The organism is Paraburkholderia bannensis NBRC 103871 (assembly GCF_000685015.1).
GTDB lineage: Bacteria > Pseudomonadota > Gammaproteobacteria > Burkholderiales > Burkholderiaceae > Paraburkholderia > Paraburkholderia bannensis.
In genome coordinates this window covers 18,840-37,264 of the sequence record NZ_BAYA01000009.1, presented here as the reverse complement: position 1 = coordinate 37,264, position 18,425 = coordinate 18,840, and the positions used below count along the sequence as shown (strand labels likewise).

Here is an 18,425-nt window from a genome sequence, read left to right as displayed (position 1 = left end):
TCATGTCGAACCCAGGAGCGGGCGCATCGTTGCCTGCGCAACCATCGCCAGCGCAGCTACCTGACTACGCGGAACTGCACTGCCTGACCAACTTCACGTTCCTGCGCGGCGCATCGCGCCCGAACGAGCTGGTCGAGCAGGCGATCCGTCACGGCTACAGCGCGCTCGCCATCACCGACGAGTGCTCGTTCGCGGGCGTCGTGCGCGCCTGGAGCGCGCTCAAGGATTTCGACGAAGAGCGCCGCAAGGCCCACGATGCCGCCGCCCGCGCGACGCCCTTCGTGCCTGCGCTGCAACTGCTGACCGGCAGCGAACTGAATCTCGTCGACGAGCACGGCGCGCCGTTCTGCACGCTCGTCGCGATCGCGATGAACCGCGAGGGCTACGGCAATCTCTGCGAGCTGATCACGCTCGCGCGCTCGCGGGCGAACAAAGGCGAGTACCGCGTGAGTCCAGCCGACTTCACCGATCCCGAGCCGGACTTCACGCATCTGCGCCACCTGCGCGACTGCGTGCTGCTGCTCGTGCCGCAGCGCACGGCCACGCTCGCGCAGACGCTGCGCGCCGCGCACTGGCTTGCGGGTTTCGCGGCCGAGCGCGCGTGGATCGCGCTCGAACTCTGGCAGACCGGTGGCGACGATACGCAGATCGAAGTGCTGCGCCATGTCTCGCAGGAAAGCGGCCTGCCGCTCGTCGCGGCGGGCGGCGTGCTGATGCATGCGCGCTCGCGCAAGCCCTTGCAGGACACGCTGAGCGCGGTGCGCATCGGCAAGCCGCTGGCATCGTGCGGCCGCGCGCTAGAGCCCAATGCGGAGCGCCATCTGCGCTCGCGCGTGCGCCTGAGCGCGCTTTATCCGCCTGAGACGCTGGCCGCGACGCTGGAGGTCGCACGCCGCTGCACCTTCGACCTCGGCGAGCTGGCCTACGAATATCCAGAAGAACTCGTGCCCGCCGACGAGACGCCCACCACCTGGCTGCGCAAGCTCGTGATGCAGGGCGCTGACGAGCGCTGGCCCGACGGCATGAACGAGAAGCGCCGCAGCCAGATCGAGCAGGAACTCACGCTCATCACCGAACTGAAGTACGAAAAATACTTCCTGACCGTGCACGACATCGTGCGCTTCGCGCGCGAGCAGAAGATCCTCTGCCAGGGGCGCGGATCGGCGGCGAATTCGGTCGTGTGCTTCTGCCTGAAGATCACCGAGATCGACCCGGTGCGCATGAACATGCTGGTCGCGCGTTTCCTGTCCCGTGCGCGCAACGAGCCGCCCGACATCGACGTCGATTTCGAGCACCAGCGCCGCGAAGAAGTCATCCAGTACATCTATCGCAAATACGGCACGCGCCGCGCCGCGCTGGCGGCGACGCTCATCACCTATCGCTCGCGCAGTGCGTTGCGCGACGTGGGCAAGGCGCTCGGGCTCGACAACACGCTGGTCGAAAAACTCTCGGGCGCGCATCAGTGGTGGGACGGCCCCGATTCGATCGCGCATCACCTGCAGGAAGCGGGTTTCTCGTCCGATTCGCCCGTCACGCAGCAACTGATCCGCCTCACGCGCGAGCTGCGCGGCTTTCCGCGCCATCTCTCGCAGCATGTGGGCGGTTTCGTGATTGCGCGCGACAAGCTCTCGCGGCTCGTGCCGATCGAGAACGCGGCCATGAAAGACCGCTACGTGATCGAGTGGGACAAGGACGATATCGACGCGCTGCGCTTGCTTAAGGTGGACGTGCTCGCGCTCGGCATGCTGTCGGCGATCCGGCGCTCGCTCGAATTCGTGGCGCTGCGGCGCGGGCTGCCGCACTTCGGCGTGAAGGACATTCCGATCGAGGATCCGGCCGTCTACACGATGTGCAGCCACGCGGATACGGTCGGCGTCTTCCAGATCGAGTCGCGCGCGCAGCAGAGCATGTTGCCGCGCCTGCGTCCGCGCACGTACTACGACCTCGTGATCCAGGTGGCGATCGTGCGGCCCGGGCCGATCCAGGGCGACATGGTGCATCCGTACCTCAAGCGCCGCCACGGCGAGGAAAGCGTCGAGTACGCCAAGGACGAACTGCGCCCGGTGCTCCAGCGCACGCTCGGCGTGCCGATTTTCCAGGAGCAGGTGATGCACCTGGCAATGGTCGCCGCCGAGTACACCGGCGAGGAAGCCGACAAGCTGCGGCGCGCGATGGCCGCGTGGCGGCGCGACGGCAACCTGAAGCCGTATCAGGAAGACCTGACGAACCGCATGAAGACGCGGGGCTACTCGCAGGAATTCGCCGACCGCATCTGCAAGCAGATCGAGGGTTTCGGCGATTACGGTTTCCCGGAAAGCCATGCGGCCAGCTTCGCGCTGCTCGTGTACACGAGTTCGTGGCTCAAGCGCTATGAGCCCGCCGCGTTTCTGGCCGGGTTGCTCAACAGCCAGCCGCTCGGGTTTTATTCGCCGTCGCAGCTCGTGCAGGACGCGAAGCGGCATGGCGTGCCGGTGCGTGCGCCCGATATCGCGATCAGCGAGTGGCAGTCCGTGCTGGAGGTGCGCAGCAAGCCGGGCGTGCGGCTCGACGACGAGACCGCGCGCGTGCGCCGCAAGCGGGTGGCGCATTACCGCGCGCGTCTGCATGCCGCCGTGCAGCGCCGTGGCGTGCCGCGCCTGCGCGAGCTGATGCGCCGGCATCGCTGCATCGAGCGCATGCGTGCCGCGCAGGCGCCGGAACATTACGGCAGCGGCGGCCCGGCGGTGCGCCTGGGCTTCAGCCTGATCAAGGGGTTTTCGCAGGACGCGGCGCACCGCGTGATGGCGGCGCGCGCGCAGGCGCCGTTCGCCGATGTCGACGATCTCGCGCGCCGCGCCGCGCTCACGCGCCGCGAACTGGAAGCGCTGGCGGCCGCCAATGCGCTCGCGTGCATCGCGGGCCATCGGCGCGAGGCGTGGTGGGCCGTGACCGCGCAGCACGCGGTGCCCGCGCTATTGCGCGACGCGCCCGTGGCCGAGGCGCGCATCGACTTGCCGCGTGCTTCCGAAGGCGCGGAAATCGTCGCCGATTACGCGAGCCTGCGCCTCACGCTCAATCGTCACCCGCTCGAACTCCTGCGCGAGGGCCTCGCGAAGCAGCGCTTTCTCAGCGCGGCGCAACTGGCGCTGTGCGGCCACGGCAAGCTCGCGCGCGTGTGCGGCATCGTCACGGTGCGCCAGCGACCCGGCACGGCCAAGGGGACGATCTTTGTTTCGCTGGAAGACGAGACCGGTTCGGTCAACGTGATCGTGCATGCGGCGCTCGTGGAGACGCAGCGCAAGGAATTGCTGGGTGCGTCGCTGCTGGCGGTCGCGGGCGTCGTGCAGCGCGAAGGCGAGGTGGTGCACCTGGTCGCGAACCGGCTGGAAGACCATAGCCGCTTGCTCGGACGTCTGGCGACGCAGAGCCGCGATTTTCATTGAGTGCGGTGAAGCGGTGCGTTAAGGCGAGGCAGTGACGTGACGCAGTGACGTGAAGCGGGCGCACGGCGTCGGTTCGCCGCGCGCTGCGGATTTTCGCTTTGCGTTTCGCTTTACATTGCGTTTACGGCTGCGCGCCGCCGTATTCCGCTTCGAAAGCGTCGATCACCGCACGGATGCCCGCATCGAACGGCGTACGCTTGCCGATCCCCAGCGCTTCGAGCCGCCCCGAATCGAGGTGGCAATCGCGTGGGCGCGGCGTGGCGTCGGCGGGTTCGGTCTGGGCGACGAGGCGAGCGTCGATACCGAGCGCTCGCGCGATGCGCTGCGCGATCTCGTACTTGGTCATCGGTTCGTCGCCTGACCATTGCGCGAGGCCGCGCACGGCGTCGCCGTCCGCGCAGCGCGTGAGCAGCTCGCGGATCACGAACGCCACATCGGGCGTGAAGGTGGGATAGCGCGTGGCCCACGCGTCCATCACGGCGGGCGCGCTGCCCGCCTTGGCCGAGGCGCGGATCGCGGGCACGAGGCTCGTCACCGCCGACTCCTGCCAGTTGACGATCGGCCCGTAGAGCAGCGGCAAGCGCAGCACCAGAGCGTGATCGGTGGCGTCGAGCAGCGCGCGCTCGCCTTCGAGCTTGCTGCGCCCGTAGGCGTTGAGCGGGTTCGGCCTGGCGTCGGGCAGGTAGGGCGGCGCGCTGCCGTCGAACACGTAGTCGGTGGAAATCGACAGCACCCACGCGCCGCGCGCTCTGGCCGCCGCCGCGACGTGACGCACCGCGTCGACGTTGAGCGCGCGCGCCGCAGCGGGATCGTGCTCGCAGACATCGGGGCGTCGCTCGGCGGCGGCGACCACGATGGCGTCGGGCGCTTCGCGCGCGACGAAGGCCTCGACCGCGCGCGCGTCGCGCACATCGAGTGCAACCTGCTGCGCGCTCACGCGGCTGAAAGCCGTCTGCACGACCTGCCAGCCGGTCTGCGCGGCCAGCTCACGCTCCAGCGCGCGCCCGAGCAGCCCCGATGCACCGACGACGGCGACCTTGAACATGGTGCGGCGCCTCGCGTCAGGCTGCGGCCGTGGCCGTGACGGTGTAGCCGGCTTCGTCGATGGCGGCCTTGAGCACGTCGGCGCTCTGGCTCGATTCGACGCTCACACGGCCCGCGGCCAGGTCGATCTGGACTTTCGCGGCGGCGTCCTGTTCGTGGATCGCGCGCGTGACGGCGCCGACGCAATGCTGGCAGCTCATGCCTTCGACGTTGAACTGGATCATGGTGAATTCCTTTGACTGAGAACGGAGGGGAAAAGCGTCGGCCGATTATGCCAGCGGTGTTCTGGCTGAACGGTCGAGGCGGCTGTACCTTCCCATCGTGGGAAGGTGTAGGATCGAAAAACTGGCAACTCGCCCGGCAACCCGCAGGAGAGCAGCATGAACATCGGTGAAGCGGCGCGCGCCTCGGGCGTGACGGCGAAAATGATCCGCTACTACGAGAGCGTTGACCTGATCGTGCCGAAGGCGCGCACGGAGTCGGGCTACCGCGTCTACGGCATGGAGGAGGTGCACGCGCTGCGCTTCATCCGTCAGGCGCGCCGACTGGGTTTTCTCGTCGACGATATCCGCCGCCTGCTGGCGCTCTGGCATGACCGCTCGCGCGCCAGCGCCGAGGTGAAGGCCATCGCCCTCGAACATGTCACTGAGCTCGACCAGCGTATCGCCGAGCTCACGCAGATGCGCGACACGCTGCGCCACCTTGCGGCCCATTGTCACGGCGACGACCGTCCGGACTGTCCGATCATCGAACGACTGGCCGATCCGGAGCCGGTTGCACAAAGCGTTGCGGGTTGAGGTTGCGCAAGTTTTCGGCGAAAGGTGCAACCCACTCGCGCAAACGATCGCAACTTTTGCGTTTTCATGCACAATTGTGGTGCAGTTTTTTGCATTAGCTGCGTGGCCTGTGCGAATCACCCGAAAAATCTGCCGATAAATCATGATGTTGCCAAATGTCCGTCGTGCACCATTCCAGATTGGAATGCACTGTATGCGAGCAATTCACTGGAAAAATCAGGTGCAACCGCTATAATGCGGGTTATCCCTTACGAGGGTAATCCCTGATGTAAAAATCCACCGGGGATACATACCGATCCTTGGAGAACACCATCATGTTTGCGTACTTCCTCGAAAAGCTGAGCACCTGGTTTGAAACTGCCGAACGCCGTCGCCGCGAAACGTACCTCGCCTCGTCGACCGACATCGTGCAGCTCGAACAGCGTATCCGCTCGCTCGAATCGAACGGCTACTCGCTGTAAGCAGTCCGCTGGCCCACGCATCAGGGCCGCAGATTTGCCGCAAGCCCCGCATCTGGCGGGGCTTTGTCATTTCTGGGTCAGATAAAGGTCTTGAGCCGGGCGTGCTGGTGTGCATGCCTTGAAGTGTGAACCTTGCCACTACGGTAAGGTAAAGTCCTTTTTGCGATTAGCCGACAACACAGAGGCCAGCACCGGACTTGCGCACAAGGTCGGCGTCGCCGCTGCTGGCATCAGGCACACCGCACACATCGCATTCCGGGGGCTTTACATGGCGTCAGACCGTTTTTTCCGCCCAACGCTGGCTGTCGCGCTGACCACGCTCACCGCGGTGGCCATCGCGCTCGCAAGCGCGGGCGCGCACGCGGCGGGCAAGCCGTTGATTCTGGATACGGAAACGGGGATCAACGATGGGCAATCGGGCACGGTGCTACAGACCGCGCCGCTTTCGCATCAGCCGATGGTGCAGATGCAGCAGTTGCCCACGCTCAATGGGGACGGCACGGCCGGCTCGCAGCCGATCATCGTCGCGCCGTATGTGGAGGTGCCGGGCGGGGGCGGGCGCCCGCCGCGTCCCCGGCCCGTGCAGCAGCAATATGCGCCCCAGCAGTACGTACCTCAGCAGTACGTACCTCAGCAATACGTACCGCAGCAATGACGCTCAAAGGCAGGTAGCGCGGCTTAGTCGCCGCGCGATTCGATCTTGAACTGCGCGCCGTCGTCGATGCCGAGCGCCTTCACGAGGAACGGCATGGTTTCCTTGAGCTGCGCCGCGAGCGTGTAGGGCGGGTTCAGGATGAACATGCCGCTGCCAAAGAGCCCGAAACCGTCCTTGGGCGGATGGCTCACCGACAGCGAAACGTGCAGCCAGCTCTTTTCCTGAATACGCTTGAGCTGATCCGGAAAACGCTGCGATTCGGGGCGCGTCACCTGCGGATACCAGACCGCATACGTGCCGGTCGCAAAACGCTCAAGGCTTTCTTCCAGGCATTTGATCGTGCGCGAGTAGTCGCGCTTGTCCTCGAACGACGGGTCGATCAGCACCAGCGCGCGGCGCGGCGGCGGCGGCAGGAGCGCCTTGACGCCTTCGAAACCATCGCCGGGATAGATCATCACGCGGCGGCCCGCGTCGCGAAAGCGATGACGCAGCACGTCGATTTCGGTGCTGTGCATCTCGAACAGGCGCATGCGATCCTGCTCGCGCATCAGACGCCACGCCAGATACGGCGAGCCGGGATAGAAACGCAGATGGCCGTCCGGATTGAGCGCCGAGACTTCATCGACGTACTCCGAGAGCATCTCGGGCAGGTCGGTGCGGCCCCACAGCTTGCCGATGCCGGTGTCGTATTCGGCGTTCTTGGTCGCGTAACCCTCGCGCAGTGCGTAGGCGCCCGCGCCCGCGTGGGTGTCGATGTACCAGAACGCCTTGTCCTTCTTGCCGAGGTGGTTCAGCAACTGCACGGCGACGGCGTGCTTGAGGACATCGGCGTGATTGCCGGCGTGAAAGGCGTGACGGTAGCTCAGCATGATGGGGCCAAAGGCAAGTTCGGGCGGCGGCGCGTCTCAAGCAAATGGGAAAACGCGCGCATGGCCCGATGGCGGGTGAGACGGATCGGCGGCGCATCGTGCGCGCCGCCGGAGAAAGGCCGCGTATTGTACAGCGCGTACAGCCGCGTACAGGCGCCGTGGCCTGCAACCAGCCCTGCGGCCAGCGCGAGCCCGAGCGCCGTCGCTCAATCGTAGGCTTCGCCGACGATCGCTTCGATCTTTTCCTTGACCTCAGGCGTGATTTTCTCGGCCACATCGCGCGCCTTCATGTTCTCGCCGATCTGCTCGACACGCGAAGCGCCCGTGATGACCGTGCTCACGTTCGGATTCTTGAGAATCCACGCCAGCGCCAGTTGCCCGACGGTGCAGTCCAACTCCTTCGCGAAATCCGCGAGCTTGCCGACGATGGCGTTCTTGTCCGCGTCCGTGACCTGCTTGCGCAGCCAGTCATAGCCCTGCAATTGCGCGCGGCTGTCCGCCGGTACGCCGCCGCGATACTTGCCGGTGAGCAGCCCCGAAGCAAGCGGGCTCCACGTCGTCAGCCCGAGGCCGATGTCTTCATAGAGACGCCGGTATTCGTCCTCGACGCGGCGGCGATGGAACAGGTTGTACTGCGGCTGCTCCATGACGGGCTTGTGCAGATGATGACGTTCCGCGATTTCCCACGCGGCGCGAATCTCGTCGGCGCTCCATTCCGAGGTGCCCCAGTACAGCGCCTTGCCGCGCGTAATCATGTCGCTCATCGCCCAGACGGTTTCCTCGACCGGCGTGTTCGGGTCGGGGCGATGGCAGAACACCAGGTCGACGTAATCGAGCTGCAGGCGCTTGAGCGAGTGGTCGATGGCGTCCAGCAGATATTTGCGATTGAGCGTGTGGTACTGGTTGGGGGCCTCGTTCAAGCCCCAGAAGAACTTGGTGGACACCACATAGCTCACGCGCGGCCACGCGAGTTCCTTGAGCGCCTGGCCCATGATTTCTTCGGATTGGCCGCCTGCGTAGACTTCGGCGTTGTCGAAGAAGTTGACGCCCGCGTCGCGCGCGGCGGCCAGCGATTCGCGCGCGAGGTTTCGATCGACCTGATTGCCGTACGTGACCCACGAGCCGATTGACAGTTCGCTGACTTGCAGGCCGGAGCGGCCCAGTCGCCGATAGTTCATGAACGTCTCCTTTGCGTAGAGCAGGCAAGTTAGCACGATCCGCGAGCGTGCGCAGAGGGTCTGCGCCGCGCCGCGACATGCGCGCAGACATACGCCAGCCACGCCGTGGAAGGGGCCTGCCAGCTTCACGCGCGTGACAGACGGGTTCATGCACAATAGCGCGGTTGATCGCGGCGCAACATTCCGCCGAATGGCTTATGCCGTTTGGTATAGACCGTTCGGCCGATTTGACGGCGTGTGCGCGTCGAGGTCTCATCTTGTCCACTCTGCCCACTTTCTGGAGGTGCTCGATGTCGTCTCTTTCTCTGAATTCGAATCTCAATGGCAAGGTCGCGGTCGTCACCGGCGCCGCAAGCGGCATCGGCAAGCAGATCGCGCTCACGCTGGCCCAGGCGGGCGCGGCCGTCGCCATCGCCGACCTCAACCAGAGCGGCGCCGACGCCGTGGCGGAAGAGATCAAGGGCGCAGGCGGCAAGGCCATCGGCATCGCCATGGACGTAACGAGCGAAGAAGCCGTCAACGACGGTATCGACAAGGTCGCGGCCACCTTCGGCTCGATCGACATTCTCGTGTCGAACGCCGGCATCCAGATCGTGAATCCAATCGAAAACTATTCGTTTGCCGACTGGAAGAAAATGCAGGCGATTCACGTCGACGGCGCGTTTCTCACGACCAAGGCCGCACTCAAGTACATGTACAAGGACGACCGTGGCGGCGTGGTGATCTACATGGGCTCGGTGCATTCGCATGAAGCGTCGCCGCTGAAGTCGGCGTATGTGACGGCCAAGCACGGTCTGCTGGGCCTCGCGCGCGTGCTGGCCAAGGAAGGCGGCAAGCACAACGTGCGCTCGCATGTGGTTTGCCCGGGCTTCGTGCGTACGCCGCTGGTGGACAAGCAGATTCCGGAGCAAGCGAAGGAACTGGGCATTTCCGAAGAGGAAGTGGTCAAGAAGGTGATGCTCGGCGGCACGGTGGATGGCGTGTTCACGACGGTCGAAGACGTGGCGCAGACGGTGCTGTTCCTGTCGGCGTTCCCGAGCGCGGCGTTCACGGGCCAGTCGTTCGTCGTCAGCCACGGCTGGTTCATGCAGTAACGCGGAGGGCCGGCCATGGCGCAGCGCAAGAAAGGGCAGGTCCAATCGAGCGCGGTCGGCGAAGAGGCCGTCGCGTATACCGGGGCGGGCACGCAGCCCCCGCAGGCGAGCGACGCAACCGCTTCGCACGAAGCGCACGAGCCGCGCGCGCAGCCACGCACGTCCCGCTGTAGCAGCGAGTCCGCGCAATGGGAAACCGTCGCGCTCACGCTGCAAGGCGGCGGCGCGCTGGGCGCGTATCAGGCGGGCGTCTACGAAGGGCTTTTCGAGGCCGGCATTGCGCCCAACTGGATCGCGGGCATCTCGATCGGCGCGCTCAATACGGCGCTGATCGCGGGCAACGCGCCCGAGCATCGCGTCGCGCGCCTGCGCGAGTTCTGGGAGACGATCTGCCAGCCGGCCTGGAGTCCGCCGTTGCCGGCTTTCCTCGAACATGCGCTCTTCAATGCGGGCGATGCGATCCGCAAGACCTTCACGGCGTTTCAGGCCGCGGGCGCAGTCGTGGAAGGGCAGAAGGGCTTCTTCACGCCGCGCTTTCCGCCGCCGCTGCCCAATGCGTCCGGCCAGCCCGGCAAGGCGAGCTATTACGACACGACGCCGCTGAAGGCCACGCTTGAGCGCCTGTGCGATTTCGACCGCATCAACTCGCGCGAAGTGCGCGTGTCGCTGGGCGCGGTGAACGTGGGCACGGGCAACTTCGTGTACTTCGACAACACCACCACGAAGCTGCGCCCCGAGCATTTCATCGCCTCGGGCGCGTTGCCGCCGGGGTTCGCGGCTGTGGAAATCGACGGCGAGTATTACTGGGACGGCGGCCTGATGTCGAATACGCCGCTCTACGAGGTGATCCAGACCACGCCGCGGCGCGACACGCTCGCGTTTCAGGTCGATCTGTGGAGTGCGCGTGGGCCGGTGCCCGACAACATCACCGACGTGCAAGGTCGCATGAAGGACATCCAGTATTCGAGCCGTACGCGTCTCGTGACCGACATGCTGCAACGCTCGCAGCGTTTCCGTCACGTGCTGCGCGAAGTGCTGGAGCGCGTGTCGCCCGAGCATCGGCAGGATGCGTGGGTCGAGCTGGCGGACGAGCTGTCGTGTTCGAAGAAGTACAACGTGATCCATCTGATCTACCGGCAGAAGGAGTACGAAGGCCACTTCAAGGACTTCCAGTTCGGCACCACGACGATGCGCGAGCATTGGTCGAGCGGCTTGCAGGATATCCGCGCGACGCTGGAGCAACCGGGCTGGCTCGACAAGCCTGACAACGACTCGGGCTTCGTCACGCACGACATCCATCGCGACGCGCGTGGGCCGGGCAGCGCCCCCAGGTAAATCGAAGTCGAAGTTCTTCGCGCGATCGAAGACACCGCACCAAAACAAAAGGCGTCCGTTCTTGCGAACGGACGCCTTTTTTATCGTTTCAGCAGCGAGGCGCTGCTGAAACGATGACTTTGGCGACGAATTACTTCAGCACAGCCGAAACAGCGCTCGCGACGGCGTCGAGGTTGCGCGTGTTCAGTGCGGCCACGCAGATGCGGCCCGTGCTGACGGCGTAGATGCCGAACTCTTCGCGCAGGCGGTCGACTTGCGCCGCCGTGAGGCCCGAGTACGAGAACATGCCGCGCTGCACGTTGATGAAGTTGAAGTCGCGGTCGACGCCGGCAGCTGCCAGGCGCTCGACGAGGCCCGTACGCATCGCGCGGATGCGGTTGCGCATTTCGCCGAGTTCGGCTTCCCACATCGCGCGCAGGTCGGCCGAGCCGAGCACCGCAGCGACCACCGAGCCGCCGTGCGTCGGCGGGTTCGAGTAGTTCGTGCGGATCACGCGCTTGAGTTGCGAGAGCACGCGCGACGATTCTTCCTTGCTGGCCGTGAGGATCGACAGCGCGCCGACGCGCTCGCCGTACAGCGAGAACGACTTCGAGAACGACGACGACACGAACACGTTGAGTTCCGAAGCGGCGAACAGACGCACGACTTCGCCGTCTTCCGCGATGCCGTCACCGAAGCCCTGGTAAGCGATGTCGAGGAACGGCACGAGCTCGCGCGCCTTCACGACTTCGATGACCTGCTTCCACTGGTCGATCGTGAGGTCGACGCCGGTCGGGTTGTGGCAGCACGCGTGCAGCACGACAACCGTGCCAGCGGCGTAGCCGTTCAGCGCCGAGAGCATGCCCTCGAAGTTCACGCCGTTGGTCTGTGCGTCGTAATACGGGTAGGCGACGACCTCAAAGCCTGCGCTTTCGAACAGCGCGCGGTGGTTTTCCCAGCTCGGGTCGCTGATCGCGACCTTGGCAGCCGGGTTCACGCGCTTGAGGAAGTCGGCGCCGATCTTCAGTGCGCCCGTGCCGCCGATGGCCTGCGCCGTGACGACGCGGCCGGCTGCGATCAGCGGCGAATCGTCGCCGAGCAGCAGTTTCTGCACAGCGGCGTCATAGGCGGCGATGCCTTCGATCGGCAGGTAGCCGCGCGGCAGGCCGGCTTCCACGCGGGCCTTTTCCGCTTCGCGCACCGCGCGCAGCAGCGGAATCTTGCCTTCCTCGTTGGTGTACACGCCCACGCCGAGGTTCACCTTGGTCGCGCGTGCGTCGGCGTTATAGGCTTCGTTCAGACCCAGGATCGGGTCGCGGGGGGCGAGTTCGACAGCGGAAAAGAGGGACATGATGGTTCGGCAAAAGTGGAGGGAGAAGCTCGGTGGTCCGCGCGCCGCGGGTGTGACGAAAGACTTCTGGTACGCGCCTGAAACGGCAGGCGCGCGGGGCGGCCGGCCACGCAACGCGCTATTGTAACGAATCCTCAAGCCGGTTTTTCGCCGACTGTGACGCCAGCGTGGCCTTTATGCCCAGCTTTTCCCTATAGGCAAACGCAAAAACTCGGTGCCTGGCCTCTTGCAGCCTTGGGCTTGACGCCCCATCTGCCTGATATCAAACATCGACCCAGCAGCGCAAAAACACCCGCCGATAAGGTTCCACATCGAGGTTCCCCATCGGCCCGCGCCGTCGCCGGGTTCTCCCGTCACACCCCCAAAAGCACCTCGCGCCCGCCCGTTGGCGAAACGCTAGAATGCTTGTTTGCTCCGCGCACAGGATGTCCTCCATGTCCGACCACACCGTCGCCGACGCCCCGGCGCTCGACGAGTCGAAGTTCGTCCACTACGACGGCTCGCCGTTCCAGCTCTACCAGCCGTATCTGCCGGCCGGCGACCAGCCGACGGCCATCGAAACGCTCGTGGAAGGCGTGGAAGACGGCCTCTCGTTCCAGACGCTGCTGGGCGTGACGGGTTCGGGCAAGACCTTCACGATGGCCAACACCATCGCGCGTCTGGGCCGCCCGGCGATCGTGTTCGCGCCGAACAAGACGCTCGCCGCGCAGCTTTACGCGGAATTCCGCGAGTTCTTCCCGCGCAATGCCGTCGAGTACTTCGTCTCGTACTACGACTACTACCAGCCGGAAGCCTACGTGCCGCAGCGCGATCTCTTCATCGAGAAGGATTCGTCGATCAACGAGCACATCGAGCAGATGCGTCTGTCGGCCACCAAGAGCCTGATGGAGCGCCGCGACGTGGTGATCGTGGCGACGGTGTCGGCGATCTACGGTATCGGCAATCCGTCCGAGTACCATCAGATGATCCTGACGCTGCGCCAGGGCGACAAGCTCGGCCAGCGCGACATCATCGCGCGCCTGATTGCGATGCAGTACAACCGCAACGAACAGGATTTCCAGCGCGGCACCTTTCGCGTGCGCGGCGACACCATCGACATCTTCCCGGCCGAGCACGCCGAAATGGCCGTGCGCGTGGAGCTGTTCGACGACGAGGTCGAGACGCTGCAACTGTTCGATCCGCTCACGGGCCGCGTGCGCCAGAAGATTCCGCGCTTCACGGTCTATCCGTCGTCGCACTATGTGACGCCGCGCGAGACCGTGCTGCGCGCCGTCGAGACCATCAAGACCGAATTGCGCGACCGGCTGGAGTTTTTCTACGCCGAAGGCAAGCTGGTGGAGGCGCAGCGGCTGGAGCAGCGCACCCGTTTCGACCTGGAAATGCTGCAGGAACTGGGCTTCTGCAAGGGCATCGAGAACTACTCGCGGCACTTCTCGGGCGCGCTGCCCGGCGAGCCGCCGCCCACGCTCGTCGATTACCTGCCCAGCGACGCGATGATGTTCCTCGACGAGTCGCACGTGCTGATCGGCCAGTTCAACGGCATGTACAACGGCGACCGCGCGCGTAAGGAAAACCTCGTCGATTACGGCTTCCGGTTGCCTTCGGCGCTCGATAACCGGCCGCTCAAGTTCAACGAGTTCGAAGGCAAGATGCGCCAGGTGGTGTTCGTCTCCGCCACGCCCGCCGACTACGAAAAGAAGGTCACGGGCCAGATCGCCGAGCAGGTGGTGCGGCCCACGGGCCTGGTCGATCCGACGATCGAAGTGCGCCCGGCCTCCACGCAGGTCGACGACGTGCTCTCGGAAATCAACGCGCGCGTGGAAGTGGGGGAGCGCGTGCTGGTGACGACGCTCACCAAGCGCATGGCCGAGCAGCTGACCGAGTTCCTCGCCGATCACGGCGTCAAGGTGCGCTACCTGCACAGCGACATCGACACGGTCGAGCGCGTGGAAATCATTCGCGACCTGCGCCTGGGCACCTTCGACGTGCTGGTGGGCATCAACCTGCTGCGCGAGGGGCTGGACATTCCCGAGGTCTCGCTGGTGGCGATTCTCGACGCGGACAAGGAAGGCTTCCTGCGCGCCGAGCGCTCGCTGATCCAGACGATCGGGCGCGCCGCGCGTAACGTGAACGGCAAGGCGATTCTCTACGGCGACCGCATCACGGATTCGATGCGCCGGGCGATCGACGAAACCGAGCGCCGCCGCGCCAAGCAGATGGCCTTCAACGAAGCGAACGGCATCGTGCCGCGCGGCGTGGTCAAACGCATCAAGGACATCATCGACGGTGTCTACAACGTCGACGATGCGCGCGCCGAACTGCGCGAGGAGCAGGAGCGCGCGAAGTTCGAGGACATGTCCGAAAAGCAGATCGCGAAGGAAATCAAGAAGCTCGAAAAGCAGATGATGGATCACGCGAAGAATCTCGAATTCGAGAAGGCCGCGCAGGCGCGCGACCAGTTGGCGGTGCTGCGCCAGCGCGTATTTGGGGCCAATGTGGGCGATCATCCGGCCTGACGGCAAGCGGTTTCAGCGAAAAGAAGGGCGCACGGTCTGGTACCGTTTGCGCCCTTTTTATTGCGCCTGGAATGTCTGGCGATCGACTCTGGCTTTCTATTAAGCGTGCATTGAAAAACATTTGGTGGCTTGCCGTAAGCCTGCGTTAACCCAACGCTGCTAAAACCCTGCTGCGAAGGGGTTCTCCCCTTGCAGCAATTTGTTCCCCATCGGCTTCAGTGTTAAACTTCGCTATTATTGAGAATTGTTCGCATTAACGTTTTTACGTAGATGCACTCGATGATTCGGTTGTACCTCTCATAAAAAATCAGGAGTTTCGATGCGGATCCATTCTTTCGTGCGCGGCACCGCCGTCATCGCGGCTGCGGCCGCTGCGTTTTCGGCTCAGGCGGCCGAGTACCCGATCGGCAAGCAGCAGATCCAGGGCGGCATGGAAATCGGCGCGGTCTATCTGCAGCCGATCACCATGGAACCGGAAGGCATGATGCGCAAGGCGTCGGATTCCGACATCCACCTGGAAACGGACATCCACGCGGTCAAGAACAACCCGACCGGTTTCGCCGAAGGCGACTGGATGCCGTACCTGCAGGTGCACTACGAGCTGACCAAGCCGGGTTCGAGCTACGTGCAAAAGGGCGACCTGATGCCGATGGTGGCTAACGACGGCCCGCACTATGGCGACAACGTCAAGCTGGCTGGCCCCGGCAAGTATCACCTCAAGATGATCGTCGAAGCGCCGATGCAAATGGGCCACATGGCGTTCGGCCGCCACGTCGACAAGGAAACCGGCGTGGGCCCGTGGTTCAAGCCCATCACGATCGAATACGATTTCCCGTTCGCGGGCATCGGCAAGAAGGGCGGCTACTAAGAGGGCTGCGACCACGAGGGCGAAGGCCTGGCGCTTGCCAGGGCTTCAACCGGCAGCTCGCGCGGCGGCGCGCATCTCGTGCAGCGCCGCCGCATGAATGTCAGCAAGGAGCAGGTAAAAGCAATGACTGGAATGCGAAAGTTTGCGGCGCTCGCGCTCAGCGCGTCTTTTGCGGTGTCGCTCGCGGGCGTGGCCACGGTGGCGCACGCCGCGGATCTGCCCACGTTCAAGCTCGAAATGAACGATGGCAAGCTGAACCCCGCGCGCATCGAAGTGCCGGCGGGCACGCGCATCAAGATCGAGGTGCGCAACACCGGCAAGGGTGCGGCCGAGTTCGAGAGCGTCCAGTTGCGCAAGGAAAAAGTGCTGGCGCCGGGCGCGGATTCGTTCGTCGTGATCGCGCCGCTCGATCCGGGCGAGTACAAGTTCTTCGACGATTTCCACCAGCAGGCACAGGGTGTGATCGTCGCCAAGTAAGTGTTGCGAAGGAAGGGTGGCGAAGTAAAGGCTGCCAGGTAACAAAGCGCGGTCAGCAGACGGCTGGCGGCAGGAGGTGTTGAATGGGTCAGGTATTGTTCATCGTCTGGCGTGAGAGCGTGGAAGCGCTGCTCGTCGTCGGCATTCTGTATGCGTGGCTGAAGAACGGCGACGCCGGTGCGCGGCGCGGCCTGCCGTATCTGTGGGCAGGCGTGGGCCTCGGCATTCTGGCGGCGGTGGCGCTGGGCGCGGCGCTGGTCGGCTTCACCGAAGTGCTGTCGGGCGACGCCCAGGATTACTTCCAGACCGCCATGGTGCTGGTGGCCTGCGTGCTGATCGTGCAGATGGTGCTGTGGATGAAGCAGCATGGCCGCACGCTCAAGCGCGAGATGGAAGAGTCGCTGGAAAAGACCACACGCGACGCCAACTGGTGGGGCATTACGGTGCTGGTCGCGCTCGCCATTGCACGCGAGGGCAGCGAGACGGTGATCTTCCTCTACGGCCTGGGTTTCGGCCAGTCGGGTCACGTCGACGCGAGCCAGTATGTGGCCGTGCTGCTGGGCCTTGGCCTCGCGTTCCTGACGTTCTATCTGCTGCAACTGGGCGGCAAGATTTTCTCGTGGCGCCTCTTTTTCCGCGTCACCGAAATCATGCTGCTGTTCCTCGGCGCAGGCCTGTTCCAGACCGGCGTCGACAAGCTGATCGACAAGGAAATCTTGCCGACCATCGTCGACCAGGTGTGGAATTCGTCGGCGCTGCTCGACGATTCGAGCACCTTCGGTTCGCTGGTCGCGACGCTCACGGGTTATCGCGCGCATCCGGCGCTGATGAACCTGATCGCTTACGCCGTGTACTGGCTCGTGGTGTGGTTCCTCGCGCGTCGCGCGAGCGGACGTAACGCCGCCGTGGCCAGGGGGAAAGCAGCATGAGTTGTGCATCGGCCCAGCCGCCCGGCATGCGGCGGCAGGGCAGGCTGACCCAGGCAGGCCAATGGATGCAGCGGCACGGCGCGGTGATCCGCGGCGTGCAGTGGGTCGTGGTCGCCGTCTACGCGTTCCTGATCCTCGTGCCGGCGGTCATGCCGCTGCCCGACGATACCTCGCACCTCTGGAACAACCTGACGCTCGCCGCGCAGTTCGTGTTCTGGGGCATCTGGTGGCCGTTCGTGCTGCTTTCGATGGTGATGCTCGGACGCGTGTGGTGCGGCGTGCTGTGTCCGGAAGGCGCGCTCACCGAATTCGCCAGCAAGTTCGGCCGTGGCTGGGCGATCCCGCGCTGGATGCGCTGGGGCGGCTGGCCTTTCGTGGCTTTCGGGCTCACGACCATTTATGGCCAGATGGTGAGCGTCTACCAGTACCCGAAAGCGGTGTTGCTGGTGCTGGGCGGATCGACGCTCGGCGCGATGGTGATTGGCTTCCTGTACGGACGCGAGAAACGCGTCTGGTGTAAATATCTCTGCCCCGTGAACGGGGTTTTTGCGCTTCTGGCGCGGCTCGCGCCGTTTCGCTTCAAGGTCGATGAAGACGCGTGGCGCAACTCGTACACGCATGGCGAGCACGGCGGGCATCGCGTGATTCCCGTCAATTGCGCGCCGCTCGTGCCGCTGCGCAATATGAAGGGCGCGGCGCAATGCCATATGTGCGGCCGTTGCAGCGGTCACCGCGACGCGATCTCGCTGTCGTGGCGCTCGCCGGCCGAAGAAGTCGTCGAATTGGGCGACAGCCAGGCCAACGGCTGGGACACCGCGCTGATTCTGTACGGACTGCTTGGCATTGCCATCGGCGCGTTCCACTGGACGGGGTCGCCGTGGTTCATCGGCATGAAGCAGTGGCTCGCGGGCTGGCTCATTGACCGCGATATCACCTGGCCGCTCGACACCAACGCGCCGTGGTTCCTGCTCACGCATTATCCCGAGCAGAACGACGTGTTCTCGTGGCTCGACGGCACGATGATCGTCGGCTACATCGTCGCGACGGGGCTTGTCTACGGCACGGCGCTGTTCGCGATTCTCGCGGCTTCGACGGCCACGCTCGGGCGCTTCGAGATGCGCCGCCTGCATCACTTCGCACAATCGCTGATTCCGCTGGCGGGCGCGGGCGTGTTCCTTGGTCTGTCGGCGACGACGCTTTCGCTGTTGCGCGCCGAGCATGTGCCGCTCGACTGGGCAACCGAAGTGCGCATCGCGATTCTCGTCATCACGAACCTGTGGAGCGCGTGGCTCGCGTGGCGCGTCACGGGCCGCTACAGCACGCGTTTCTGGCAGCGGGGCCTGGCGATGGTGGGCTTCGCGCTCGCGCTCGCCGTGGTCGACAGCGCGTGGTGGCTCATGTTCTGGGGCTGGACGCGTTGAGCATTTTTCCTGCGCCGCTGATATAGGCG

At 64.8% G+C, this 18,425-nt stretch carries 16 protein-coding genes; 11 read left to right on the top strand and 5 right to left on the bottom strand.

The features are described 5' to 3' along the window. Nucleotides 1-2: 2 nt before the first annotated feature. Nucleotides 3-3,422 (top strand): error-prone DNA polymerase, encoded by a 3,420-nt coding sequence (locus BBA01S_RS15470; protein ID WP_042297296.1) that lies wholly within the window; start codon nucleotides 3-5, stop codon nucleotides 3,420-3,422. A 121-nt stretch (nucleotides 3,423-3,543) separates the two neighbouring features. Here the strand turns inward: BBA01S_RS15470 and BBA01S_RS15465 are convergent, their stop codons facing one another. Beyond that, nucleotides 3,544-4,467 carry a dTDP-4-dehydrorhamnose reductase family protein gene (locus BBA01S_RS15465; protein ID WP_027817248.1) on the bottom strand — a complete coding sequence of 308 codons (924 nt, stop codon included), beginning with the start codon at nucleotides 4,465-4,467 and terminating at the stop codon, nucleotides 3,544-3,546. 16 nt (nucleotides 4,468-4,483) lie between these two features. Next, nucleotides 4,484-4,690, bottom strand: coding sequence for a heavy-metal-associated domain-containing protein (locus tag BBA01S_RS15460; RefSeq protein WP_027817247.1), 207 nt, complete (start codon nucleotides 4,688-4,690; stop codon nucleotides 4,484-4,486). A gap of 156 nt (nucleotides 4,691-4,846) precedes the next feature. Between BBA01S_RS15460 and cueR the strand changes: the two genes are divergently transcribed. The 3 genes from cueR (at nucleotide 4,847) to BBA01S_RS41415 (ending at nucleotide 6,379) form a co-directional block, all read left to right on the top strand. Next, nucleotides 4,847-5,263 carry a Cu(I)-responsive transcriptional regulator gene (cueR, locus tag BBA01S_RS15455; RefSeq protein WP_027817246.1) on the top strand — a complete coding sequence of 139 codons (417 nt, stop codon included), beginning with the start codon at nucleotides 4,847-4,849 and terminating at the stop codon, nucleotides 5,261-5,263. A gap of 314 nt (nucleotides 5,264-5,577) precedes the next feature. Continuing rightward, a complete protein-coding gene (locus tag BBA01S_RS45900) occupies nucleotides 5,578-5,724 on the top strand; it encodes a DUF3563 family protein (protein WP_084162190.1) in 147 nt (48 codons plus the stop codon). A 268-nt stretch (nucleotides 5,725-5,992) separates the two neighbouring features. Next, the gene (locus tag BBA01S_RS41415; RefSeq protein WP_042297295.1) at nucleotides 5,993-6,379 is read left to right on the top strand and encodes a hypothetical protein; all 387 of its coding nucleotides are present in this window, start codon (nucleotides 5,993-5,995) and stop codon (nucleotides 6,377-6,379) included. A gap of 23 nt (nucleotides 6,380-6,402) precedes the next feature. Here BBA01S_RS41415 and BBA01S_RS15440 read toward each other — a convergent pair whose 3' ends face one another. Both BBA01S_RS15440 and BBA01S_RS15435 read right to left on the bottom strand, forming a co-directional pair. Continuing rightward, complete coding sequence (locus tag BBA01S_RS15440; RefSeq protein WP_027817245.1) at nucleotides 6,403-7,248, bottom strand: 23S rRNA (adenine(2030)-N(6))-methyltransferase RlmJ; 846 nt, start codon at nucleotides 7,246-7,248, stop codon at nucleotides 6,403-6,405. 206 nt (nucleotides 7,249-7,454) lie between these two features. Then, on the bottom strand, nucleotides 7,455-8,426 hold the full coding sequence (locus BBA01S_RS15435) for a potassium channel beta subunit family protein (RefSeq protein WP_027817244.1): 972 nt from the start codon (nucleotides 8,424-8,426) through the stop codon (nucleotides 7,455-7,457). A 290-nt stretch (nucleotides 8,427-8,716) separates the two neighbouring features. On the opposite strand from BBA01S_RS15435, the gene BBA01S_RS15430 reads away from it, so the two are divergent. Next, nucleotides 8,717-9,520 (top strand): 3-hydroxybutyrate dehydrogenase, encoded by an 804-nt coding sequence (locus BBA01S_RS15430; protein ID WP_042297293.1) that lies wholly within the window; start codon nucleotides 8,717-8,719, stop codon nucleotides 9,518-9,520. A gap of 15 nt (nucleotides 9,521-9,535) precedes the next feature. Beyond that, nucleotides 9,536-10,855 carry a DUF3734 domain-containing protein gene (locus tag BBA01S_RS15425; protein ID WP_027817242.1) on the top strand — a complete coding sequence of 440 codons (1,320 nt, stop codon included), beginning with the start codon at nucleotides 9,536-9,538 and terminating at the stop codon, nucleotides 10,853-10,855. A gap of 130 nt (nucleotides 10,856-10,985) precedes the next feature. Here the strand turns inward: BBA01S_RS15425 and BBA01S_RS15420 are convergent, their stop codons facing one another. After that, nucleotides 10,986-12,185, bottom strand: coding sequence for an amino acid aminotransferase (locus BBA01S_RS15420; protein WP_027817241.1), 1,200 nt, complete (start codon nucleotides 12,183-12,185; stop codon nucleotides 10,986-10,988). A 434-nt stretch (nucleotides 12,186-12,619) separates the two neighbouring features. Here BBA01S_RS15420 and uvrB point away from each other — a divergent pair, with 434 nt between their 5' ends. The 5 genes from uvrB to BBA01S_RS15395 all read left to right on the top strand — a co-directional run bounded on the left by uvrB (nucleotide 12,620) and on the right by BBA01S_RS15395 (nucleotide 18,396). Continuing rightward, the gene (gene uvrB, locus BBA01S_RS15415; RefSeq protein ID WP_027817240.1) at nucleotides 12,620-14,701 is read left to right on the top strand and encodes an excinuclease ABC subunit UvrB; all 2,082 of its coding nucleotides are present in this window, start codon (nucleotides 12,620-12,622) and stop codon (nucleotides 14,699-14,701) included. Between the two features lie 319 nt (nucleotides 14,702-15,020). Beyond that, entirely contained in the window at nucleotides 15,021-15,569 is a 549-nt protein-coding gene (locus BBA01S_RS15410; protein WP_027817239.1) for an iron transporter, read from the top strand. Nucleotides 15,570-15,701: 132 nt separating this feature from the next. Then, nucleotides 15,702-16,046, top strand: a complete 345-nt coding sequence (locus BBA01S_RS15405; protein WP_407668316.1) for a cupredoxin domain-containing protein — start codon at nucleotides 15,702-15,704, stop codon at nucleotides 16,044-16,046. An 83-nt stretch (nucleotides 16,047-16,129) separates the two neighbouring features. Next, nucleotides 16,130-16,975: an FTR1 family iron permease gene (locus tag BBA01S_RS15400; RefSeq protein ID WP_027817237.1), complete on the top strand. Its 846-nt coding sequence runs from the start codon at nucleotides 16,130-16,132 to the stop codon at nucleotides 16,973-16,975. Further along, a complete protein-coding gene (locus tag BBA01S_RS15395; protein WP_027817236.1) occupies nucleotides 16,972-18,396 on the top strand; it encodes a 4Fe-4S binding protein in 1,425 nt (474 codons plus the stop codon). Before BBA01S_RS15400 ends, BBA01S_RS15395 begins: the two co-directional genes overlap by 4 nt. Nucleotides 18,397-18,425 lie beyond the last annotated feature (29 nt).

Coding starts and splice junctions, on each gene's coding strand:
- BBA01S_RS15405 (WP_407668316.1), top strand. CDS start 15,702: ATGCGAAAGTTTGCGGCGCTCGCGCTCAGCGCGTCTTTTGCGGTGTCG.
- BBA01S_RS45900 (WP_084162190.1), top strand. CDS start 5,578: ATGTTTGCGTACTTCCTCGAAAAGCTGAGCACCTGGTTTGAAACTGCC.
- BBA01S_RS15470 (WP_042297296.1), top strand. CDS start 3: ATGTCGAACCCAGGAGCGGGCGCATCGTTGCCTGCGCAACCATCGCCA.
- BBA01S_RS15465 (WP_027817248.1), bottom strand. CDS start 4,467: ATGTTCAAGGTCGCCGTCGTCGGTGCATCGGGGCTGCTCGGGCGCGCG.
- BBA01S_RS15425 (WP_027817242.1), top strand. CDS start 9,536: ATGGCGCAGCGCAAGAAAGGGCAGGTCCAATCGAGCGCGGTCGGCGAA.
- BBA01S_RS15410 (WP_027817239.1), top strand. CDS start 15,021: ATGCGGATCCATTCTTTCGTGCGCGGCACCGCCGTCATCGCGGCTGCG.
- BBA01S_RS41415 (WP_042297295.1), top strand. CDS start 5,993: ATGGCGTCAGACCGTTTTTTCCGCCCAACGCTGGCTGTCGCGCTGACC.
- BBA01S_RS15395 (WP_027817236.1), top strand. CDS start 16,972: ATGAGTTGTGCATCGGCCCAGCCGCCCGGCATGCGGCGGCAGGGCAGG.
- uvrB (WP_027817240.1), top strand. CDS start 12,620: ATGTCCGACCACACCGTCGCCGACGCCCCGGCGCTCGACGAGTCGAAG.
- BBA01S_RS15440 (WP_027817245.1), bottom strand. CDS start 7,248: ATGCTGAGCTACCGTCACGCCTTTCACGCCGGCAATCACGCCGATGTC.
- BBA01S_RS15400 (WP_027817237.1), top strand. CDS start 16,130: ATGGGTCAGGTATTGTTCATCGTCTGGCGTGAGAGCGTGGAAGCGCTG.
- BBA01S_RS15460 (WP_027817247.1), bottom strand. CDS start 4,690: ATGATCCAGTTCAACGTCGAAGGCATGAGCTGCCAGCATTGCGTCGGC.
- BBA01S_RS15435 (WP_027817244.1), bottom strand. CDS start 8,426: ATGAACTATCGGCGACTGGGCCGCTCCGGCCTGCAAGTCAGCGAACTG.
- cueR (WP_027817246.1), top strand. CDS start 4,847: ATGAACATCGGTGAAGCGGCGCGCGCCTCGGGCGTGACGGCGAAAATG.
- BBA01S_RS15430 (WP_042297293.1), top strand. CDS start 8,717: ATGTCGTCTCTTTCTCTGAATTCGAATCTCAATGGCAAGGTCGCGGTC.
- BBA01S_RS15420 (WP_027817241.1), bottom strand. CDS start 12,185: ATGTCCCTCTTTTCCGCTGTCGAACTCGCCCCCCGCGACCCGATCCTG.